The sequence below is a fragment of the Gimesia aquarii genome (assembly GCF_007748175.1).
GTDB lineage: Bacteria > Planctomycetota > Planctomycetia > Planctomycetales > Planctomycetaceae > Gimesia > Gimesia aquarii_A.
Map to the genome: position 1 here is coordinate 1120391 of NZ_CP037422.1, position 21485 is coordinate 1141875.

Consider the following 21485-nt stretch of genomic DNA (forward strand, 5'->3'; position numbering starts at 1 on the left):
TTCTGCTGACCAGCCTTCCTTTCAACCCTCTTCTTTTCTCGTCTCTCTCGACGCCTCTAAGTTTTGCATTTAGCTAACTTTGTTAAGTTGCTGTTATTGCAAAATTAATTGCACGTGCTACACTCCTCCGAATAGAGACTTTTGCTTGAGTTCCAGCTGTATTTTTTGAGTATTCAAAATTTTTTGATCACTGTTGCCCGAAACCGACTCAGGTTTTGTGGTTTTACAACAAGACTTACAACGGCTTATTTACATGGGGTTAACTCTAAGGATGAGATTTCTTTGTCGCGCTTGCTTCCCTCCCGTTCGTCTTCTCACAACTCTCCTCACCTTAACGATCATCGCTTTTTTCTGCTCAGCACCTCTGCTTGCTGCTGAAGGTTCGACGAGTGCGCCACCTGATGCCGAATCGGCAACAGTTGTGATCAGTTGGCTTGTTGCCATAGCAGGAGCGATCTTTGCACTTTTTACTGCGTACCGCTTCTTCAGCTGGATGGTCAATCAAAGCGAAGGCGATGCAAGTATGAAAAAAATTGCCGGACATGTGCGAGATGGTGCCCGCGCTTATCTGGATCGGCAATTCAAAGTAGTCACCATCTTTTTCGCAGTCGTGTGTGCACTGCTGGCTTATATGGCCTTCGGCTTGAAGACTCAATCAGAGTGGGTTCCCTTTGCATTTTTAACGGGAGGCTTCTTTTCTGCCCTGGCAGGCTGGTTTGGAATGCGAACCGCCACACTCGCCAGTGCACGTACTGCTCACGCTGCGAAAGATTCATTAAACAGCGGCTTACAAGTTGCCTTCCGAAGTGGTGCTGTGATGGGACTTGTAGTCGTTGGACTGGGTTTGCTCGATATCTGCCTCTGGTTTGGTGTACTACATTGGGTCGTCGGAATGAGTCTGGCTGACATTACCGTGACCATGCTCTGTTTTGGTATGGGTGCAAGTAGCCAGGCTTTGTTTGCACGTGTTGGCGGTGGTATCTTTACCAAAGCGGCAGACGTTGGTGCCGACCTGGTTGGTAAGGTGGAAGCAGGTATTCCCGAAGATGATCCACGTAATCCCGCTACAATTGCCGACAACGTTGGCGATAATGTGGGTGATGTTGCAGGAATGGGAGCAGACCTGTATGAGTCATACTGTGGATCCATTCTCGCCAGTGGTGCGCTTGGAGTTGCCGCCTATCATGGTTATCCCAAAATGCAAATGATGTGCTTGTTGCTTCCAATGTGTCTTGCCGCTGTGGGAATTTTTCTTTCTGTCACCGGAATCTTTATGGTGAAAACAAAAGAAGGAGCATCACAGAAAAACCTGCTGAAAGCTTTGGCAAAGGGAATCGACAGTAGTGCGATAGGAGTATGCATTGCAGCATTTGTACTTGTCTGGTTGATGCTGGTGATTCCCTCTCAGTCATCAGGAATTCCCGCTGATTCGCCACTCGTTGTTGGCAATTCTTTATTTGGTGTATTTGGCTCTATTGTTTGTGGTCTCGTTGCAGGCTGGTTGGTCGGAAAATGGACTGAATATTCAACAAGCGATGAATTCAGGCCAACGCGTTTTATTGCAGATCAATCTTCGACCGGCCCAGCAACAGTGATTATCGCTGGAATCGCCGAAGGTTTTTATAGCGTTTGGGTTCCGATTGTCGTGATCGGGGTCGCCATTCTTCTAGCTTTTGGGTTGTGTACCGGATTTGACTTTGCAAATGCTCAGATCTTTGCCATGGGTTTGTATGGCGTGGCTATCGCCGCTGTGGGAATGCTAAGTACATTGGGAGTCACTCTCGCGACAGATGCCTATGGTCCGATTGCTGACAACGCAGGCGGAAATGCCGAAATGAGTGGGCAGGAGCCATTTGTTCGCGAGAGAACCGATGCGCTAGACAGCCTCGGGAATACAACTGCTGCCACCGGTAAGGGTTTTGCCATTGGCTCTGCTGCGTTAACAGCATTGGCTCTACTGGCCGCTTATGTCGAAGAAGTTCGTATCGGATATGAACGCTGGATCGAACATTCGGCTGTTGTTGAAACCATCTCTGACGATATGGCAAATGCTTCAGCACTTAAATTGAGTAGTAACTGCATTGCATTACGAACTGCTAACAAAGAAGGACAAGATTCAGAACATAACAATCAGGGATTCTTATTATTCCCAGCTCTGAATCTGACCCAAATCACTCCCGGTCGTGAAAAAATTGTAAATGCAGAAGTTGGCTCCGTCATTAATGGGCTTAACATTTCCAAACTATTAGAAAGAGGGGAAATTGTTGATGTCAAGAAAGCAACAGTGCCTGACTTCTCACGCTTTTATAATTTCTCTCTGTTGAATCCCAAAGTGCTTGTTGGAGTCTTCTTTGGCGTGATGGTCGCCTTTGTCTTTTGTGCTATGACTATGAAAGCAGTCGGACGGGCCGCAGGCGCAATGGTAGATGAAGTGCGCCGTCAGTTCCGTGAAATCACAGGCATTATGGAGAATAAAGCCGAACCCGATTATGCTGCGTGTGTCGAAATCAGTACTGCAGCCGCTCAGCGCGAGATGATTCTACCTGCGATGCTCGGATTACTTTCACCGATCATTGTAGGCCTTCTCCTGGGAGTTCCCGGCGTCGTCGGCCTTCTGGTTGGTGCCTTGACGAGTGGGTTTGCAGTTGCCATTATGATGGCTAATGCCGGTGGCGCCTGGGACAATGCGAAAAAGTACATTGAAGCTGGTGCGCATGGCGGAAAAGGAACTGATGCGCACAAAGCCACAGTAGTAGGCGATACCGTTGGTGATCCTTTTAAAGATACCAGTGGCCCCAGCCTGAATATTCTGATTAAATTGATGAGTATGGTTTCTGTTGTCATGGCCGGGTTTATTATTCAATACGCATTAGAGTTATTTTAAGTGATTGAAACAGGCTAGAGGTTACGAAAATCAATACTGAACAATCTAATTCAATTGAAGGTGCCTCCAGTTTAGAACGCGCCTGTCTCTGTGCTCAAACCTGTGATGGACTCAAAGGGAAAGACATCATCGTACTGGATGTCTACGATATTACTCCTTTGTTTGACTATTTTATTATCACAACGGCTGCCAACCAAAGACAAAGCCATGCGATTGCTGAAGAGGTTCGTGTTCTAATGAAACGCGATCCCTCGCATCGACGCAACATTGAAGGCAAAGATAGTGAGTGGATTCTCGGTGATTATGGAGATATCGTTCTGCATATATTCACTGAAGAAGCACGCGAGACCTACGACTTGGAACGCCTCTGGGCAGATGCCAAAAAAGTGGACTGGCAGTCGTTCAAAGCGGATTCAGCTTAACAGAAACCGTAGTTTCTAGCTTTCTCCCCTATCAGCGTGTATTCTGGGCATCAATACTCTCGCCGTAGCATCTTCTCATGAAGCGAGAGATTAGAGTCCTGTGATTGGAAATTTGACATGAATATTCTTGATGAACTCAGAACTCGATTCACGCCAGCTTTATTGGCATGGACGGACGATCCATCTTCCGTAATTGAAATGCTGAAAGCATCTCAAGATGCCAAGTTTGGTGATTATCAGGCAAATTTTGCAATGCCTTTAGCGAATCGTTCTAAAGAGTTAAAGCCACGAGATCTTGCCGCCCAAATTGTTGAACAAGTTGATCTATCAGATGTCTGTGAACCCCTGGAAGTGGCTGGTCCCGGGTTTATCAACATCAAGCTGAAACAAGACTGGTTGGAGGATCAAACCAAACAATTAGTTACCGATGACCGACTGGGGGTCGCTACTGCTAAGTCTCCACAGAAAGTGGTCGTTGATTTTTCAGCCCCCAATGTTGCCAAACCAATGCACGTAGGACATTTAAGAAGTTCGGTGATTGGCGATGCCAACTATCGTGTTCTGCAGTTCCTGGGGCACGATGTTGTCGGCGATAATCACATCGGCGACTGGGGAACACAGTTTGGTATGATCATTTTTGGATATAAGCACTTCCTCAACGAAGCTGCATTCCAGGAAAGTCCTGTGGAGGAACTGGCACGGCTTTATAGACTGGTAAACCAACTGTCTGATTACCATGCAACCAGGAATACCATTCCTACAGTACAGAACGAAGTTGAGCAACTGGAATCAAAGCTGAAAACAATGGAAGCGGCTAACAATCCATCAGACAAAAAATCCCAGAAACAGCTCAAGAAATTAAAGTCAAACATCGGAGAACGTAAGTCAGAACTAACGTCGATGCAGGAAAAACTGACTGCATTCGAGCAAGACAAAGACTTGCAAAGCAAAGCTGATACCTTTCCTGAAATCGCTAGACTGGCACGTCAAGAGACAGCAAAGCTCCATGCGGGAGATCCCGAAAACCTTGACCTCTGGAAACAATTTCTTCCAGAGTGTCTCGAAGCCATTCAAGTTGTTTATGATCGCCTCGATATTCACTTCGACATGACTTTAGGGGAAAGTTATTATCAACCTATGCTGGCAGATGTGGTAGCTGATCTCAAAGAAAAAGGATTAGCGACCGAAAGCGAAGGAGCGACTTGTGTCTTCATAGAAGGTTTCAAAGCCCCCTTTATTGTACAAAAGCAGGATGGTGCGTTTACCTATGCCACGACCGACCTGGCTACGATCAAGTATCGGGTTGAAGAACTCAAAGCAGATCGGGTATTGTATGTCGTCGATTCAAGGCAGAGCGAGCACTTTCAATTATTGTTTGCCACGGTTAAAGAGTGGGGCTTCACTAATCTTGAATTACAGCATGTGAGCTTTGGAACCATTCTGGGAAAGAATAAACGCCCATATAAAACAAGATCTGGTGATACTGTTGGTTTAGAAAGCCTGCTTGATGAATCAATTCAAAGAGCATATGCAATCGTTGCAGAAAATGATGATGCCAAACCTGATGGACCAGAACTAAGAAAAGAGGAACGGACTCAAATCGCCGAAACTGTGGGCCTGGGAGGCATCAAATACGCCGACCTGAAGCACAACCGCGATAGTGACTACGTATTTGACTGGGACAAAATGCTGGCAAACCGAGGTGATACTGCTACTTACATGCAATACGCTTATGCACGTATTTGCGGAATCTTTCGTAAAGGGAATGTCGACCGCCCTACCCTACGGAATGAACACACAATGCTCAATCTTGCTGAGGAAAGTGAAAGAGCTTTGGCGTTACAAATCAATCGATATTCCGAAATTCTTGAGAGCGTGGCTATCGAAGCACGGCCGAATTACTTGACCAACTACCTCTTCGAGCTGTCAAATTTATTCAGTACGTTTTATAACAACTGCCATGTCCTCAAGGCAGAAGACGAGAATGTGAAGACGAGCCGTTTATTGTTATGTGATTTAACGGCTCGTGTCATTGAGCATGGATTGTCTCTATTGGGAATCCGTACCTGCGAACGAATGTAAATATAGATGACAATCACGATAATCAAATTGCTTGCGCCAAGGGAAATAAAAAAAGCATTCCAAAATGGAATGCTTTTTTTATAAATATTACCCGACAAGGATTTGAACCTTGACTAACAGAATCAAAATCTGTTGTGCTACCATTACACTATCGGGTAATGTTGTATTTACCTGTTCAAGACGCGGTAGCTGCGTCCAGGTTCATTACTGAAGTAGAAAAATTCTAATCGAACGGAGTTTATTGAATCTCTGATAATCTGGCAAGAGTTGTCTCAGAGAAAATCAGCATCTTTCAAATTCACTAATCGTTACGCAATTTGAGATTCATTTCACCCAATTTTTCACGGATTTCATTAAGTGAAGTCACGCCGAAGTTGCGACTGGCCAATAACTCATCCGGGCTACGTCGAAGCAATTCGCCCATAGTTCCAATTCCAAGCCGAGACATACACTTCCGTGAACGAACAGAAAGCCCGAGGTCGGATATGGGTTTCTCTGTAACAGGATTGTCAGCCAATTCAGGAGGCAAGGCAGCATAGCCACCATCCTGACCCAATGATTCGTGCAGGTTTTGACCGATGTGTAAACCGAATGAAGTAAGCATCTCTCGGATTTCATCGAGTGACGTCTGGCCAAAATTCTTTCCGGCTAACAGGTCATTTTCGCTGACACGTGTCAGATCACCCAACGTATGAATATCCATCGCATGCAGACAGTTGCGACTGCGAACAGAAAGCTCGAAATCAGTCACTGGTCGATCCAACAGTTGTTTCATGCGGGCTTCGTTACGAGCAGTCTCTTCATCGTAGTACATGCTGTCAGCCGCTTCGATATCTTTTAGATACATCGCAGCCATTTCATTTTGTGGATCTGCTTCCAAGATACGCCGGAAACAAAATGCAGCAGCCGGATAGTTTTCCATATCCTCATAGAGTAATCCCAAATTCAGAATCGCTCCCAGATAGAAAGGCGGGCTGGAGAGTGACTGCTCATAGAGACGGATCGCATCTTCATCATTTCCACGCGAAGCGTTTTCTCCTGCGAGACGAAATATCGCGCGAGAGTGACGGGGGTCCATATCGACGGCTCGTTCAAAATATTCAATCGCCCCGTATAAGTCTCCACGGTCTGAGCGAATACATCCCATCTGGAATGAATATTCGGCTCGGCCAGCCGCATCTTTAGCGATGGAAGAGAGAATCGTTTCTGATTCATCCAAATTACCCACCAGGCGAAAAGTTTCTGCTCTTCTCAGTGAGCACTCAATTGCATCGTAGCCCAACTTTGCTGCTGTCTCTAGTTGTTTGCCAGCGTCTGGATATCGCTTTAGTGCGATTAAAGAAACAGCATGAAAAAAGCTGGCCGTTGCGTTATCTTGAACTTTTTCAAGTTGCTCAACAGCATCACTGTGTTGACCTAACAAATGCAAGGCGATACCAGCCTTCGCAGAAAGCTCAGGCGAAGCCTGACCCTCAGCGATATTTTTGACGAGAGCCTGTACTTCATTACGTAGTTCGGCAACCTGATCAGAGCAGACAATTTCAGTCAACTGCTCTACATCTGAATATCCGACACTACCAGAACTTTGTAATACACCTTTTACATCAATTAATTCGTCTACACTCACACTAATTTCCTTTATTGCAGCTAGCGCGCAGATGGAAGCAGGCAATAGATATCATCGCGACCAACTATTACCAAATTTCTTAAACTCGAATCTTACAATCTGGTTAGGGAAACAGCAACCATCAAGGCTCGTTTACCCTGTTTTATCGCTATAGCTATGTACCTTATGCTTAAACATTACAAAAAAGTGGTCAAACAAACACCAATAAGCCTCTTCAATGGACAAGCCCCTGATAACCACCATCAGAGGGAGATCCCGGCAAATGAATATTTTCTTGGACGATTGCTCTGCCTGGATAGTCATTCAAAACGCTTTTCAGCAGCTCTTCATTCTCCCTGGGGTCGAAGGAACAGGTGGAATAGACCAAGCGGCCTCTTGACTTCAAATGGTCTAAAGCAAGTCGAACCAAGTGACGCTGAATTTCAACCAGTTCATTGATTGAGGAATCATCAATGCGCCAACGTGCTTCAGGACGTTTACCAAGCACCCCCGAGTTTGAACAAGGGGCATCGACTAAAATCGCATCGAAGGGAGCGCCAGGTAAATCAGTTTCATACAACTTAATCAGTCGAGGCTGAACGATATTGAGCCCAAGTCTAGAAGTGTTCTGTTTGATATTATCGAGCCGGTCCTCTCCAACATCAGTTGCAATAATCGCCCCCTGATTTTGCATTAGTTCTGCAAGATGAGTCGTTTTCGTTCCAGGAGCCGCACACAAATCCAAAACCGTTTCATCCGGCTGTGGATTTAAGAGATTTCCGGCTGCAATCGCAGATTCATCCTGGATCGTAAATTTTCCAGAATCAAATCCAACAAGAGATTCTAGAGGAACTGCCTGGTCCAACCTGATCGATTGAGGCTCTTTTCCCAAGCTAGCCTGGATACCCGAATCCAGAAGCTCCGCGAGTAAAGATTCCCGATTGGTTTTTAAAAGGTTAACACGCAAATAGAGCTTATTGCGCTGATTAAACCATTGAGCAATCTGAAGTGTTTGATCGACACCATATCGAGTAAACCAATCAGAAACGAGTGTCTCAGGAAAACTAAATGCTCTGGAAACATACCTGGAAAAATTTGTTTCAGGATCATCAAAATAATCTGATGCAAAACAGCGATATCGCTCGTAGCTCAAGGGAATCGCATTCGCTTGAGGGGTAATGGCAATTTCTTCAATAAGTTGTCGACTCATTGAACGCAAAATCGCATTCACCATTTTTTTCCAGCGTACACGCTTGAGCTTCCCTGCAAGCTCAACTGTTTCAGAAACTGCTGCGTGATCGGGAATCTGATCGAGCATGACCAATTGATACACACCGATTTGCAGCAGCGTCCACAAGGAAGGCTCCACCTTCTCCCTTGGACGCGTCAACTGGTGCTCAATCAGCGTATCGAGAGTCAACTGTCGTCGAATGACGCCAATACTGATTTCCATCGCTAGTCGGCGATCTTGCGAGGAAAGTTCAATACGATGATCCCAGCGATGAAGCGAATCACTTACAAATTGATCACGAGTGCGATATTCTTCAAGCAGAAAAAAGGCGAGTTCACGCGCGGAGCGAAAATATTGGGGCAGTTGTATGTCTTGCGAATTTGAAGATGGCTTTTTTTGATGCCATACATTTTTCTTTTTCACGATGACTGACCACACAACTTTTCCAGATCGGCAAAGAAATGCGGATAAGTCTTAATGGTACAATCTGGATCTGCAATCACGATTCCTGGGACTTTCAAGCCGACCAATGCAAAACTCATCGCCATTCGATGATCATCATATGTCTCGATTGTTGCCGAATGAATTTCACCTGGATATATCGTGATCGAATCCTCCGTTTCTTCAACTTTGATCCCCATTCGCTTCAATTCATTTGCAATCGCAGTGAGACGATCAGTTTCCTTGTGGCGAATATGCCCCACATTCCTGATAGAGGTAGGACCTTCTGCAAACAATGCAACTGCGGCCAACGTCTGAGCGGTATCACTAATATCATTCATGTCCACATCGATGCCTTTTAAGGGGCAACCATGCACAGTGATACTATTGCGACTTTGTTCTATGTTGCATCCCATGTCTTCCAGGACCCGAATAAAATTGATATCGCCTTGCAACGCATCTTGATTCAACCCCTCTACTGTGACACTCCCTCCCGTAATCGCAGCAGCAGCAAAAAAATAGCTGGCTGCAGAAGCGTCAGGTTCAATATCATAAGCTATGGATCGCCGATAGGTTTGCGGGTGAATTCTCCATACAGAGGGTTGAATTCGATCTATGGTAACACCAAATTGTGCCATAACTCCTAACGTAATCTCCAGATACGGCTTTGAGACCATTTTACCCTGGATGGATATGGTAATGGGATTTTCAGCAGTCGCAGCAACCATCAACAAGGCGCTTAAATATTGACTAGACACGCTACCAGAAATTGCAGTTTCACCACCTGATAATCCATTCCCTTTGACTCTGACTGGTGGGCAACCTGTATCATTTTCACAGACAACATCGACTCCTAATTGCTTCAACGCTTCCACCAAATGCTGAATGGGGCGTTCTCGCATGCGCGCATTGCCATCTAGAATATATTCACCGGTACCTGTTGCACAAAGTGCCGTCAAGAACCGGATACTGGTACCGCTGTTCTCCAACCACAGGGAGGCTGTTGATTGTGGAATTTTTCCAGCACAGCCTTCTACCAGGATAGTACACTTTTCCGGATCGTGCTTGACGTTGATACCTAATCGATTCAGGCTTTCAATCATGACCTGAGTGTCCTGGCTATCCAGAACTCCTGTTAACTGAGTCGTTCCTTCAGCGAGTGCGGCAACAATTAATGCACGATTCGTAATGCTTTTTGAGCCAGGTGGACGAATCGTCCCTTCAATGGAACCGGTAACAGGTTTGACTTGATAAGTTTTGAGCATGGAAAAGTTAAATGAAAGATGTGTTGAGATCTGGTAACTGTCTCAAGCTAATAGTGAATGAGTCGTTAATTCGTCACAGCATACACACTTGGTATCCAAACCTAAAGTGAGTAGATCCGTGTCTTCAAGTGTCTCTGAGACTTTGAGTCGCATCTGGAAGACCTTCCTTGATGGTCGGATAAACTAATTCGATCCCCAAACCTTCGCGTAACCTTTTATTACTACACCGCTTATTCAATCCTGCCGCCCGTTCAGTACTGTGGTTGCGCATTGACTTCAATTCAGGCTGATCTGACTCCTTCACTGCAAATTGTGGAAGAGGAGCATCTATCATTTGTGCCAAAGTTTCATAGTATTCCTGACGAGTCATTGGATAATTGTCACTGACCAGATAATGAGACTCGAGAGGAATATCGGCATCACATCGGAGGATTGTATTGACGATATCTGTGACATGAATCAGATTTAAATAAGCTTCAGGTCTACCCAGTAATGGTTCACCAGCTCTAATTTGTTCCATCCTGGCAAGTAGTCGTCCCGGACCATAAATCCCGGCTAACCTGAGAATCACGGCTGACGCGGAGTAGTGACCTTCCCGTTTCGAGATGAGTCTCTGTTTTTCAAACAGACGTTCCGCTTCCAAACAAATTTTTCCGTTTTCCCGCTCCGGTTCACAAGGGCTTGTTTCGTCAACCCATTCTCCCATAGTCTGACCATAAACACTGGTACTGGAAAGGTAAATAATTTTCCTCGTCCGATTTTTGATTTCAGAGAGTACATGATTCAATCCCGTGACATAGATATCATGACGAGTCTGATTTGCTGAACGGTCAAATCCCACCGCATACAAGACCGTATCTGCACTGGGCAAACTTTTGAGTGATTCCGGTTGGGTGATATCTCCTTCGATCGGCTTGAGTCCAAGCTTTTTGAATTCATTGGCGCGCTTTTCTGATCGTGTTAGCGCATAGACAGTATGCCCCTGCTCTAGCCATTTCTGAGCCACTGGTAAACCTACATATCCACAGCCAATAATAAGTTTCGTCATCGTTCGAGAACAATTTACATTAATAAATGAGAAATAACTGTTTGGCTTTATTAACGTTTCCCCCGAATTCTCGGGGCAAGCTGATGTGAATTTTGTAATACCTGTTTGATTTTATCTTGAATAAAGTTCTGTAATTCTAATTCGGAATTGTCAGACAGGGATCGGATCAATCTTACATGCTGCTTGTTGACAAAATAGACGTCCAGTTTTTGAAATCGGTCTGCCATCGTCTGCAATAAGACTTCTACTTGTGTTATAGTCAAGTCGTCTCGTTTTAGAACTGTTTCAGTAGAATTTCTTTCACGTGTTAATCGCGCAAGTGTATTTTTCTGGGTTCGATAAAGCTGCCCTGCAATAAATGCCCGCCTTAAGAGACCGTTCTGATCAAACTGATAAACGGGATCACTGCCAAAATAAAAAGAAAAATGACCGTTTTTCTTTTGTCCCCAGAATACAGGATCCGCTTCATGTTCGACTTGTATTTCAGCACGAGGAAAGAAGGCTATCGCTTCTCGCATCAGGTCTTCGCGGTCTTGTTCATTTCGTGCCATCGACATCTCACTTTTTCAGAATGCGATCCCGATTGTACATTTCTGTTTGAACTCACCAATACGACTTAATCAAACAGATGGCTTACGGATTCGTTTCGGTGAATCCGACGAATGGCTTCTCCTAATAAAGGAGCAATTGAAATTGATCTTAAATTAGATAGTTTCTCCTGATCAGGAATCGGCAGGCTATTTGTGACAACGATCTCTTTGATCGGTGCTGCACTCAAACGTTTGATTGCAGAACCACAGAAGACGGCATGGGATGCACCAAGATAAATTTCTTTGGCACCATGTTCTTTGACAACATTAGCCGCCCCAACAATTGATCCTGCCGTTGAAATCATATCATCAAAAATCAAGGCGATTTTACCTTCTATCGGACCACCAATGATATTTGCCTGCTGTGTTTCCAGAGCATTCTTACGACGCTTATCAACAATCGCAAGTGTGCCACCAATGTGATTATTATGCTGCAAAGTGCGTTTAATGCTGCCTTCATCAGGACTAACCACAACGAGCTCTTTGTCAGGAATATTCAGAGATCGAAAATAACGGTCAAGAATGGGTGCTGCATATAAGTGATCAACGGGTGTATCAAAAAAACCTTGAATCTGTGCAGCGTGAAGATCCATAGCCAGAACCCGATCTGCTCCTGCTTCATTAATCAGATTAGCAACCAGTTTCGAAGTGATGGGAACGCGGCCTGAATCTTTTCGGTCTTGTCGAGCGTAGCCAAAATAGGGAATTACAGCGGTGATCCGTTCTGCGCTGGCACGTCGACAGGCATCCATCAGAATCAACAGCTCCATCAGATTATCGTTCACGGGCGGCGAAGTCGGTTGAACGATAAACACATCTCGTCCTCGAACATTTTGATTGAGTTTTAAACTAATTTCACCATCAGGGAAATTTGACAACTCTACTGAAGCCAGTCGAATGCCGAGATAATCCGCAATTTCTCCAGCTAATTGCGGGTGTGCTCGTCCACTGAGAAGAGTCAGATGATCATACATTAAATGCGATGCCTGCAGTTGTAGTGCGGAACATTATGATGCGGGAGCCAAAACAGTCAGCGCCGAACGAATCTGTCTGGCAATTCTCCCTATTCACGCTTATCGCGAGAAAGAAGTCAAGTATGAGGTTTCATTTTCGTGCGAAAGTGCCAAAATGCAGTTATCTGGACAAATTCTAAGAACATTGACGAAAGAAAAAGGTGGACAATTTCGTTCGATTATTCAGTCGCAGCACTTTGAATAATCTCGGCGATTTCAGCCAGTTGATCCTGCGTATTCACACCTTTAGCTTCCTGAATGTCAAACACAGAACTGGCAAAAACAGGCTGTCCTTCCTTCAGTAGAATCTCTGCACAATCTGTCAGGTAGTACTCTGCCTGACTATTATCAGGCTTCACTTGTTCCAGAGCATGAAATAATTGCTGACAGTCAAATGCAAAACAACCCGTATTAATCTCCTCAATGGCGGCTTCTTCGGGAGTCGCATCTTTTTGTTCCACAATCCGCAAGAATTGACCTTCTGCATCGCGAACAATTCGTCCGAGACCTGCATTCGCCTTCGTTATTGCTGTTCCCACGACACAGGCTGCCTGATTCTCTTTTTGAATTTCGAGCAAGCGCGCTAACGAAGCCCCTTTCAACAATGGGGTATCACCGGCTAAAACCAAAACAGGTCCATCATGGTTGGCCAGATGATCTGCACACATCATAACCGCATGACCTGTGCCTTTTTGTTCTGCTTGCAGTGCAAATTCTACATCGGAATGGTGAGCCAGTGCCGTTTTGACCTCCTCTGCTTTATGTCCCACGATCACAACTAATTTCTGGCAATTTGCGGAACGCGCGGCGTCCAAAACGTATTCGATCATGGGACGCCCCAATATGGGGTGTAACACTTTGGGGAGATCTGACTTCATCCTAGTGCTCTTGCCGGCGGCAAGGATGATCGCTGCAGGAGGATTCACTAATGAATTCCTTTATCAGGTATCATGGTGTGATAGATTCTTATGTAAAGCGCGGCTTAATATTGCACACCAAATCGGGCAATGAAACCATCTTTAATATCAAATCCACCACCGCTTTTGAAGTCAGCTTCTCGTTTTAAGGCACCACCTGCTTCGAGGAAGAGAGACACCAATCCATTGTCGCCTCTGACACCGAGCATCATGACGTAATCCTTAAATTCTACTTGATCACGGTTTGCTACACCAGTTCGTTCGACCTGAAAGGCTTCAATGTCGTATTCAAAGCTACCATACAACCAGACACTTTTATCTCCGACATTACCCATGAAACGACTGACGCGTGCTTTGGGAAACATTGCACGCACTTCCCAAATATCATTAGGCGTCCAAACGATTCCCGCATAAGGAATCACATAGTCACGTACTCGATCCCAATAACCTGCACCAACGGCAAACATCCAGGTGTCAGAGGGACGAAAGAACAGAACGACACGTGCGTCGAACATCCAGGCTCTGGAACTGAGACTTTTTCCAAAATCAGAACCCAGAGAAGGGGTGAATCCTAACTGAACACTCCAAAGCCCATTGCCGGGCGTTGATAATTGCAAATCTGAACCAAAGCGAAAACCTTTTCCCGGCAAGGAAATGTTCTGCGGACCTTCCCATCCTCGGTAATCGAATTCTGGTGTCACTGCAAAAATCCAACCATTACGGGTCGGTGTTGTATACGTCAGATCCACGTCTGTTTCAAAAACTCCAAAGTTTCCACCGTCAGCTCCTGTTGGAGGAACGTAAGTGCGTGATTTAGGCAAAAATCCAATCTCAAATCGAGATGTCCAACCAAAGCGATAAGGCTGTGGGCCATTCATCCCACTTGCATAACCAGACGGCGGCTGGTTTCCAAACTGGCCTGGACCAACCCCTGGAGTGAGAAATGGATCGTATCCAGCAGCGGGAGCACCATACAAGTTACCTCCTCCGTTAGGATCAAAAGTCTGTCCTTCAGGAACAGTGTAAGAACCACTGGGAGGGTTCGTATTGTTACCAAATGGAACTTGTTCCTCATAAGTTGGCTGAGGGCTTTGAGCGCGAATCACTGCTTCAAAGTCCTCTGCGGGAGTGTAGACAGTTGTTAATTCAGCGGGATTCAGTCCCGCTGACAATACGGTGGCAAGACAAAGAAGGGAAGCGTTCAATGTTCAACCTGCAAATATAGGATTAATCAGTTTATGAGCAGAAACGCTCTATCTGAATGGGGAGTTAGCGACACAATGTAGCTTGACTCATATTTGGGGGTGGTTTAGTGAGGGAATTTTCCAAATGTAGACGATTAGGTCAACAGCAATCTGAAGGCAATCGGAAGCAAACTTGAGGAAAAGTTCGAATTTTTTGGAAATTGAGTAGAAAAAGTTCCAGACTTCGATCCAACAAGAAGGAACTAAGAAATGATAGATAAAGAATTACCAGGTAGAATTTTAAACCCGAAAGACAGAACGATAAGACATCTTATAAATAGACAATTTGACAGTAAATTCATAATCTTCGAAACTAAGAAAGCTGAATCGCGAGTATGAAATGTCCCGTCTTGAAGGAGATTCGAATTTGTATCTAAACGAGGATCGAAGCTTAAAATTCCTGCACTATGAACGATGGCGAATACAGTATTTTATTCAAGCATGTAAATATCGCTGGCACCGATCAATCAGGACAGTTGAGACGTCCGATGAAGTCTGTCAGAGTAGCTCACATCGCAGTCGCTTAATATGTTCTCAATAATCGAGAAGAATTGAGATACTGCGGTGACTTATTTATGGTAACCCAGGCTAGTCACTACAGAATGTAATTCTTCAAAAGTAATGAACCGTCGGCGATGACGCAGTTTGTACTGGTCAATTGCTTGTGCCAGTTCATTGACATCTGAGTTGTCTGAATTGTAAGAATTGCTGAACTGACGCCTTTCGCCCATCTCTTGCAGAGGATTGTCATTTCGATTCTGGCGACGATCCTGGAACGTGGCAGATTGTGGCTCGGTAACCTGTTTCATACGATTGCTCCTCAATTAAGTATTTACCAAGCAAAACGTAGCTTACATTTTTTGGTAATGTGGGAAATTTTGCTATCTGCAACGATTATTGCTGTCTTTTGCTGCGGATCGTTTTCAATGTTCTGCTTATGGCAGTTATACGAGAAAATCAACTTAAATTGACTCTTCTAGATGCAGAGTGCGTCAATTTTGCCTTAAAACAGAACCATCAAAAAATACCATCGACAGTTATTTCTGTCTTCTTTGGCTTACATGGCAATTCTCGTTATATTACAAGTATTACGATCCTGCGTATTCTGCCTGTCATGCTGTTAGCTGAGGGAGGGATCTCTATTACTGGTGAAAAGAATCAAGACGTCTCTGGCTTAAAAATGAAAGATTGATGTTTTATGAATACAAAAGTTGCAATTTTGGGCGGAGGCGGGATGGCAACTGCCTGTACAACATTACTGACTGAATCATCAGATGTTGCCGTTTCCATGTGGGTACGCAAAGCTGAGGTCGCTGAAGATTTGAGAAAACATCGAGAGAATAAAAGACTGCTCCCTGGTGTTCCACTTCCGGAATCAGTCAACGTCACTTCCGACATCGATGAAGCAGTTAAGGATGCTGAATATCTCGTTGTAGCCATTCCAACAGAGTTCCTTAGAACAGCGCTCACGCCATTAGCACCGCATCTGAAAAAAGGTTTGCCAGTCATCAGTGTTATCAAAGGCATTGAAAAAGAGACTTTTTTTCGCCCCAGCGAAATCATTGCCGATGTTTTGGGACCGCGCCCTGTTGTCGCTCTGGGCGGCCCCAGCCATGCTGAAGAAATTGCCCGTCGTCTGCCGGCAAGTGTAGTCGCAGCCAGTGGTGATATTCAACTCGCCAAACAGACCCAACAACTCTTCAGCACGGACCGTTTTCGTGTATACACGAATGTAGATATCGTCGGTGTGGAATTAGCGGGAGCGTTAAAAAATGTGATTGCCATCGCCGCAGGCATTTGTGATGGCGGCAAGTATGGTGACAATGCAAAGTCGGCGATCATGACTCGCGGTCTGGTAGAAATGAATCGCTTCGGTTCTGCATTGGGAGCTGAACCCACGACATTCTCTGGATTGGCGGGTGTAGGCGATTTAATTACAACTTGTATGAGCCCCTTTGGCCGAAACCGAAAACTGGGAGAACAGTTGGGACAAGGCGAATCTCTGGAACAGATTCTTTCAAAGATGGACGCTGTTGCAGAAGGCGTCAATACCACTCGAAGTGTGTATGACCTGGCTGAGGACAAAGGCCTGGAGATGCCCATTACCACAGAAATATATCGTGTTCTGTTTGAAGGCAAATCACCGGATGATGCGACTCAAACACTAATGACACGTCCTCAAAGAGAAGAATAATTTGTTGTTGTCTTTCTCAAATCAAAAAAGATGCTCAAGATCCTTTGAATCAATCCGGGAGTTATTTCATGCGATTTTCAGAACGTATTTTTTCAGTCCTCGTTTTTTGCCTGCTGATTCCTACAATCTCTGCGGCAGAAATCTGGCCTCAGTTTCGCGGCGCAACCGGAAGTGGAATTTCCACGGAGAAAAACTTGCCTGCAAAGTGGTCGCAGGATCAAGGAGTTCTCTGGTCTGCCGCTTTACCAGGACGAGCAAACTCTTCTCCTGCAATCACGGCCAACCGAATTGATATCACTACAAAAACCAATGATGATTCGCTCTGGGTTATTTCTTTTGATCGCAAAAGTGGTCAGGAACTTCGTAGAGTCAAAGTAGGATCCGGATCATTATCAGCTCCCGGCCCACGCAACCTCTGGGTCCATCGACACAATGCGGCAACTCCTTCACCGATTGCTGACGACCAGAATATCTGGGCCTTCTTCGGTACGGGGCTTCTGGTATGTCTTGATGCAAAATCGGGTGAAATTCAATGGAAACGTGATCTTGTGAAAGATTATGGTCCCTACAATATTACGTTCGGCATGGGTTCAACACCCCGCTTATGGGGAGATTTACTGTTTGTCACCTGCATCACCAAAGGCCCCTCTTATGTTGTCGCATTCGACAAGAGAAGCGGGAAAGAAGTCTGGAAAGTGAATCGAAAACTGCCTGCCCATAAAGATGGAGCCGACGCCTATTCTACCCCCACTATTTTTCAAAACGGAACCAGAACTGAGTTACTTGTCTCTGGTTCAGAGCATGTAAATGCATACGATCCCCAAACAGGAAAACAACTCTGGATCGCCGGCGGGCTCGATATCCCCAGTCCCTTTGGTCGGATCATTGCAGCACCCGTGGCTGATTCTCAAACGGTGATTGCGACATCGGGTAATCCGGGAGGTGGAGGACTTGGATACATTAAGGCATTCAAACAGGGTCTAACAGGGGATCTCACCAAATCAGGATTATTATGGAAGTATGATATAGCAACGCCGGATTCTTCGACTCCCCTAATTCTGAATGACAAACTTTACATGGTGAGTCAAAATGGTATTGCCACTTGTGTGGATCTAAAAAATGGAAATCCACTCTGGAAAAAGCGCATGAAAGGAGAATATTTTTCAGCATTGGTGGCCGGTGATGGAAAAGTTTATTTTCTCAACACCGATGGACTTTGCACAGTCATTAGCCCTGAGACCGGCAACGTTATTGCTGAGAATCAATTACCAGGTACATTCTATTCCACTCCCGCGATCAGCGAGGGAGTGATTTATTTGAGATCCTTTGACCGTTTATATGCCATCAAAGGTAAATAAAAACAAACACGTTCATTATCATTGGTTACCTGATTATTTTAGTTTAATTATTTAAGCATCTGCTTTAATTTGATATTCGCATGATTATTGTACATAAACCATTATTAGAGTTACTTTTTTATTCGTAACAGATGGACTTATGGCCGACGCCGATTGTTGTTACCAGTTGCGCGGCGGGCTTTCTGTCGAACGCTGTTAATGGCTGTTTTGGTTGGTCGGTTCGGATCATATTCTGCAAGACGTTGTCGAGTGATCTGTCGTAGAAAATAAATCGAACATTGCCGTACGAATAGAGGTTGAGTCGCCTCTAAACCTGTAGAAAGCTCTCTCAAAAACTTTTGATCTCTAGGGGCTTTTGCCTGTGCAACTCGAAACCAGGTACGCACTGAAAGCGTGGATTGAGTAACATTACCAGTCATACCAATTTTATTCCAGACTGTCCGCGTCGTCTGATTATCTTGCGCAGCAACTAACCAATTGATGGCTGCAACCCGTTGAACTTCTGACTGCGAAAACGCTGCCTGAGGAACCGAATCAATCGGATCAAGTGAGAAACCAAGATTGGTACTTATCAGAATGTTGCTACCAGATCCAATCGGAGAAGCAGATAAGAGTGCTGTTATTAGATCATCACTTTGATTCATGCGTTTGATAAACGCTTTACTTAACCTCAATGATTTTACTGGACCTTTCAGCCAACGCTGTTTTTGGGTCGCTTTTGAAGGTGTGCTAAAACCCTGACCGCTCAATACAACCATCTGGTCTGCCTTCAATAGAATCTCTTGCTGTTCTGAAACCGATATAACATGAACTTCTCCTGAGAAAATAATTAAATCTTTACCATGCTCGTCGCTTTGAATGAGTCCGAACGAAGTCCCTTCTTGATTGGCTTGAACGGTCCATTCCAGTTGCCCCTCTCGATATCGCAATGTATCACCTACTTGAAGTTGTGTGAAAGCAACTTTGCCAGAGTGTAATTCCAAATCAATCAACGCGTGCATTGGACCAGATTCGTTATCAGATTGATTTGTTGTATTCGGTTCCCGAACTCCTTGAATGGCTAGCTGAATTTCCGAATTGGCGTCTGCTACAATCTCCCGGCTTGAATGTTTAGCCACTGATTCATTTGATCTCGGTTCCACTTTCCCTTGTAGCCAGCTGAATGGCAATGTGCGTACCATAAACTTCTTATTAGCAGCAACCACGTTTAAAACACCTTTTTGTGTATTCTGGCGTTTTTTAGAAACACCAGACAGGATTCCTTTCCAAGGTAAGGTGGCATCAGTTCGATAACCGGAAATACCAGCAAGTCGGGTCCAGGCAACTTGCAAATCAACTTTAACAATCGTCTCATCAGGCAAATATTTTCTCGCCATGATCGGTTCTTCGATGTCTTCCTTGTCCATTGAAGGAGTTTTGAGAATTGAGTCTGGTGAATTTTGTGGAGAATCAAGGGATTTCTTTGTTTCAGGACCTTTTGTCAGTTGAGGAGTCGGTTCAGGGACTGGTACAAAGTTAGGATTTTGATCTGTGCTAAGAGAGCGATGATCTCGAAAAGGAACGGAATTTTCGGGAGCAGGATTCTTTGTAATTGATGTGTTCTCGTCATGATCAACAAATAGCAAATATGCTGGAAGAGCAATAATAACTACTACAATAGCCATAACCACATAGAGCCAGCGTTGACTTGGTTTTAGCTTCACACCATCTATATTAAAACGATGTTTTAAATGTGGATTTCGCTGAGGTTCATTTAAAAATTCCTCGTTCACTTCAAGTTCGACAGAATCTGTTAAAGCTAAATTTTGAACCGACTGCTGAGGTATTTCTATTTCCTGTAAATAGTTCCCGTCAGGATGTTCGAAATCAATGTGATTACATTGCTCCAAAGCGTAATCAAGCATACGTTTTGAAGCCTGCAAAGAATGCTTTGAAAACTTGTTTGTAATGTCAGGATAAGTAGAGTCTAAATGTGTTGACTGGTATGCTGAGATCACTTCACGGAGAACCGCTGTATCATTCCAACAAAATGATTCAAATGAGTGCTGTTCTTCAAAACTCATTCTTTCTTCTACAAATGCGGCAACGAGTTCAGAATCAACTAAATCAAAATCGGTTTCCGAATACTCTGTGGAAGACATTGGTTTTTTATAAAGACTCGAAAGCGTTTTCCAATGTTGCAATAAAACAGAATCGGAAGCCAATTGTTCACGCACTGACATCCCTTCTGCTACGGAAAGGTGGCCTTCCAGCAGCTTGATTAATGTCAGGATGTGAGTGTATTGCTGATTCATATCTGTTTGTTTCTTGTTTTCACTAACTTTTTCAATCTTTGTTGTGCACGATACAGTTTAGGACCAACTGCATTTTCTGAAATCCCAAGCGCCTGGCCAATCTCCGCATAACTCAACTTCTGATCAAAGTACAACACTAAAACCTGACGATCTGTTTGCTTCAATTGATTCATACAACTCTGAATTTGCACACGCTCATCTGCCTCAACGGGATGAGTCTCCTGCAAAGGCTTATCAGGAATCGTAGCAATATCAAATTGACTGTCATTTGGTTGTATTTTTTTTGCGGTCCGCTGCTGATGACGCAAAAAATTCAATGTCGTCCGTCGCGTAATCACTGCCAGCCAAGTGGACAGTTTACTGCGTCCTTGAAACTGACGCAGACCACGCATATCACCCTGAAACAACGCCGCCATGACTTCCGCTCCACAATCTTCAACGAGATCTGGTAGCGGATTCATTCCAAACTCACGACAGGTAGAAAGAATTCGACTGATAATCAGCTTATCATAGCGGGTAACAAAATCGCGCCAGGCACACGGATCACGCTTGAGTAATAGCAAGATAAAATGATGCTCTTCCTGAATAACTGATTCGGAATGGGCTTCGGATTGTGCGTTTTTATTTACTTTCTTCTGAGACACTTGCCGATTTCCGATGGCCTCTTGCTGTCTGACACTTCGACGTTCCTTCGACGCTTGCCTGACTGGCACATCGCTGGGTGGATCGTTTAAAAGAGGAAAATCAGTTGATGTCATAAAGTGACTTTTTCATTACCATCAAAATAACAAAAATCTTCAAATCCATCTGAGTTCCAAAATTGAAATGAATAAAAACCGTGAACCACATTATTCATCATATGTGGTTCACGGACGATTCACAAGAAATTGTATCTC

The 21485-nt window shown here is 44.6% G+C and carries 17 protein-coding genes and 1 tRNA gene; 6 read left to right on the forward strand and 12 right to left on the reverse strand.

What is annotated here, in order from left to right:
- Positions 1–271: 271 nt before the first annotated feature.
- From V202x_RS04585 to argS, 3 genes are all read left to right on the forward strand, one after another.
- Positions 272–2884, forward strand: coding sequence for a sodium-translocating pyrophosphatase (locus tag V202x_RS04585; protein ID WP_232098837.1), 2613 nt, complete (start codon positions 272–274; stop codon positions 2882–2884).
- Positions 2885–2937: 53 nt separating this feature from the next.
- Positions 2938–3306 carry a ribosome silencing factor gene (gene rsfS, locus V202x_RS04590; protein ID WP_145171638.1) on the forward strand — a complete coding sequence of 123 codons (369 nt, stop codon included), beginning with the start codon at positions 2938–2940 and terminating at the stop codon, positions 3304–3306.
- Positions 3307–3423: 117 nt separating this feature from the next.
- Positions 3424–5388 (forward strand): arginine--tRNA ligase, encoded by a 1965-nt coding sequence (argS, locus tag V202x_RS04595; protein WP_145171641.1) that lies wholly within the window; start codon positions 3424–3426, stop codon positions 5386–5388.
- An 87-nt stretch (positions 5389–5475) separates the two neighbouring features.
- Here argS and V202x_RS04600 read toward each other — a convergent pair.
- The 10 genes from V202x_RS04600 to V202x_RS04645 all read right to left on the reverse strand — a co-directional run bounded on the left by V202x_RS04600 (position 5476) and on the right by V202x_RS04645 (position 15552).
- A tRNA-Gln gene (locus tag V202x_RS04600) sits at positions 5476–5546 on the reverse strand.
- A 143-nt stretch (positions 5547–5689) separates the two neighbouring features.
- Positions 5690–7015 carry a DNA-directed RNA polymerase subunit alpha C-terminal domain-containing protein gene (locus V202x_RS04605; RefSeq protein WP_232098838.1) on the reverse strand — a complete coding sequence of 442 codons (1326 nt, stop codon included), beginning with the start codon at positions 7013–7015 and terminating at the stop codon, positions 5690–5692.
- 214 nt (positions 7016–7229) lie between these two features.
- On the reverse strand, positions 7230–8663 hold the full coding sequence (gene rsmB / locus V202x_RS04610; RefSeq protein WP_145171643.1) for a 16S rRNA (cytosine(967)-C(5))-methyltransferase RsmB: 1434 nt from the start codon (positions 8661–8663) through the stop codon (positions 7230–7232).
- Positions 8645–9931, reverse strand: coding sequence for a 3-phosphoshikimate 1-carboxyvinyltransferase (gene aroA / locus V202x_RS04615; RefSeq protein ID WP_145171645.1), 1287 nt, complete (start codon positions 9929–9931; stop codon positions 8645–8647). The genes rsmB and aroA overlap by 19 nt, the downstream gene beginning before the upstream one ends.
- Positions 9932–10055: 124 nt before the next feature.
- Positions 10056–10979 (reverse strand): SDR family oxidoreductase, encoded by a 924-nt coding sequence (locus V202x_RS04620; protein WP_145171647.1) that lies wholly within the window; start codon positions 10977–10979, stop codon positions 10056–10058.
- Positions 10980–11029: 50 nt separating this feature from the next.
- The gene (locus V202x_RS04625) at positions 11030–11530 is read right to left on the reverse strand and encodes a hypothetical protein (protein ID WP_145171649.1); all 501 of its coding nucleotides are present in this window, start codon (positions 11528–11530) and stop codon (positions 11030–11032) included.
- A gap of 65 nt (positions 11531–11595) precedes the next feature.
- On the reverse strand, positions 11596–12543 hold the full coding sequence (locus V202x_RS04630; protein ID WP_145171651.1) for a ribose-phosphate diphosphokinase: 948 nt from the start codon (positions 12541–12543) through the stop codon (positions 11596–11598).
- A gap of 218 nt (positions 12544–12761) precedes the next feature.
- Positions 12762–13508 carry an NTP transferase domain-containing protein gene (locus V202x_RS04635; protein ID WP_145171653.1) on the reverse strand — a complete coding sequence of 249 codons (747 nt, stop codon included), beginning with the start codon at positions 13506–13508 and terminating at the stop codon, positions 12762–12764.
- A 56-nt stretch (positions 13509–13564) separates the two neighbouring features.
- The gene (locus tag V202x_RS04640; protein WP_144984380.1) at positions 13565–14704 is read right to left on the reverse strand and encodes a hypothetical protein; all 1140 of its coding nucleotides are present in this window, start codon (positions 14702–14704) and stop codon (positions 13565–13567) included.
- A gap of 608 nt (positions 14705–15312) precedes the next feature.
- Positions 15313–15552, reverse strand: a complete 240-nt coding sequence (locus V202x_RS04645) for a hypothetical protein (protein WP_144984377.1) — start codon at positions 15550–15552, stop codon at positions 15313–15315.
- Positions 15553–15680: 128 nt separating this feature from the next.
- Between V202x_RS04645 and V202x_RS04650 the strand changes: the two genes are divergently transcribed.
- The 3 genes from V202x_RS04650 to V202x_RS04660 all read left to right on the forward strand — a co-directional run bounded on the left by V202x_RS04650 (position 15681) and on the right by V202x_RS04660 (position 18295).
- A complete protein-coding gene (locus V202x_RS04650; RefSeq protein ID WP_145171655.1) occupies positions 15681–15935 on the forward strand; it encodes a hypothetical protein in 255 nt (84 codons plus the stop codon).
- Between the two features lie 6 nt (positions 15936–15941).
- Positions 15942–16937, forward strand: coding sequence for an NAD(P)H-dependent glycerol-3-phosphate dehydrogenase (locus tag V202x_RS04655; protein WP_145171657.1), 996 nt, complete (start codon positions 15942–15944; stop codon positions 16935–16937).
- Between the two features lie 68 nt (positions 16938–17005).
- Positions 17006–18295, forward strand: a complete 1290-nt coding sequence (locus V202x_RS04660) for a PQQ-binding-like beta-propeller repeat protein (protein WP_145171659.1) — start codon at positions 17006–17008, stop codon at positions 18293–18295.
- A 137-nt stretch (positions 18296–18432) separates the two neighbouring features.
- Here the strand turns inward: V202x_RS04660 and V202x_RS04665 are convergent, their stop codons facing one another.
- Positions 18433–20589, reverse strand: coding sequence for a hypothetical protein (locus V202x_RS04665; RefSeq protein ID WP_145171661.1), 2157 nt, complete (start codon positions 20587–20589; stop codon positions 18433–18435).
- Positions 20586–21347, reverse strand: coding sequence for an RNA polymerase sigma factor (locus V202x_RS04670; RefSeq protein ID WP_145171663.1), 762 nt, complete (start codon positions 21345–21347; stop codon positions 20586–20588). Before V202x_RS04670 ends, V202x_RS04665 begins: the two co-directional genes overlap by 4 nt.
- Between the last annotated feature and the right edge of the window lie 138 nt (positions 21348–21485).

What these genes read in the sequence shown, in the direction of transcription:
- V202x_RS04630 (WP_145171651.1), bottom strand. Translation starts at nt 12,543, where the DNA reads ATGTATGATCATCTGACTCTTCTCAGTGGACGAGCACACCCGCAATTA.
- V202x_RS04665 (WP_145171661.1), bottom strand. Translation starts at nt 20,589, where the DNA reads ATGAATCAGCAATACACTCACATCCTGACATTAATCAAGCTGCTGGAA.
- V202x_RS04645 (WP_144984377.1), bottom strand. Translation starts at nt 15,552, where the DNA reads ATGAAACAGGTTACCGAGCCACAATCTGCCACGTTCCAGGATCGTCGC.
- V202x_RS04670 (WP_145171663.1), bottom strand. Translation starts at nt 21,347, where the DNA reads ATGACATCAACTGATTTTCCTCTTTTAAACGATCCACCCAGCGATGTG.
- V202x_RS04620 (WP_145171647.1), bottom strand. Translation starts at nt 10,979, where the DNA reads ATGACGAAACTTATTATTGGCTGTGGATATGTAGGTTTACCAGTGGCT.
- aroA (WP_145171645.1), bottom strand. Translation starts at nt 9,931, where the DNA reads ATGCTCAAAACTTATCAAGTCAAACCTGTTACCGGTTCCATTGAAGGG.
- V202x_RS04660 (WP_145171659.1), top strand. Translation starts at nt 17,006, where the DNA reads ATGCGATTTTCAGAACGTATTTTTTCAGTCCTCGTTTTTTGCCTGCTG.
- V202x_RS04650 (WP_145171655.1), top strand. Translation starts at nt 15,681, where the DNA reads ATGGCAGTTATACGAGAAAATCAACTTAAATTGACTCTTCTAGATGCA.
- V202x_RS04655 (WP_145171657.1), top strand. Translation starts at nt 15,942, where the DNA reads ATGAATACAAAAGTTGCAATTTTGGGCGGAGGCGGGATGGCAACTGCC.
- V202x_RS04585 (WP_232098837.1), top strand. Translation starts at nt 272, where the DNA reads ATGAGATTTCTTTGTCGCGCTTGCTTCCCTCCCGTTCGTCTTCTCACA.
- argS (WP_145171641.1), top strand. Translation starts at nt 3,424, where the DNA reads ATGAATATTCTTGATGAACTCAGAACTCGATTCACGCCAGCTTTATTG.
- V202x_RS04625 (WP_145171649.1), bottom strand. Translation starts at nt 11,530, where the DNA reads ATGGCACGAAATGAACAAGACCGCGAAGACCTGATGCGAGAAGCGATA.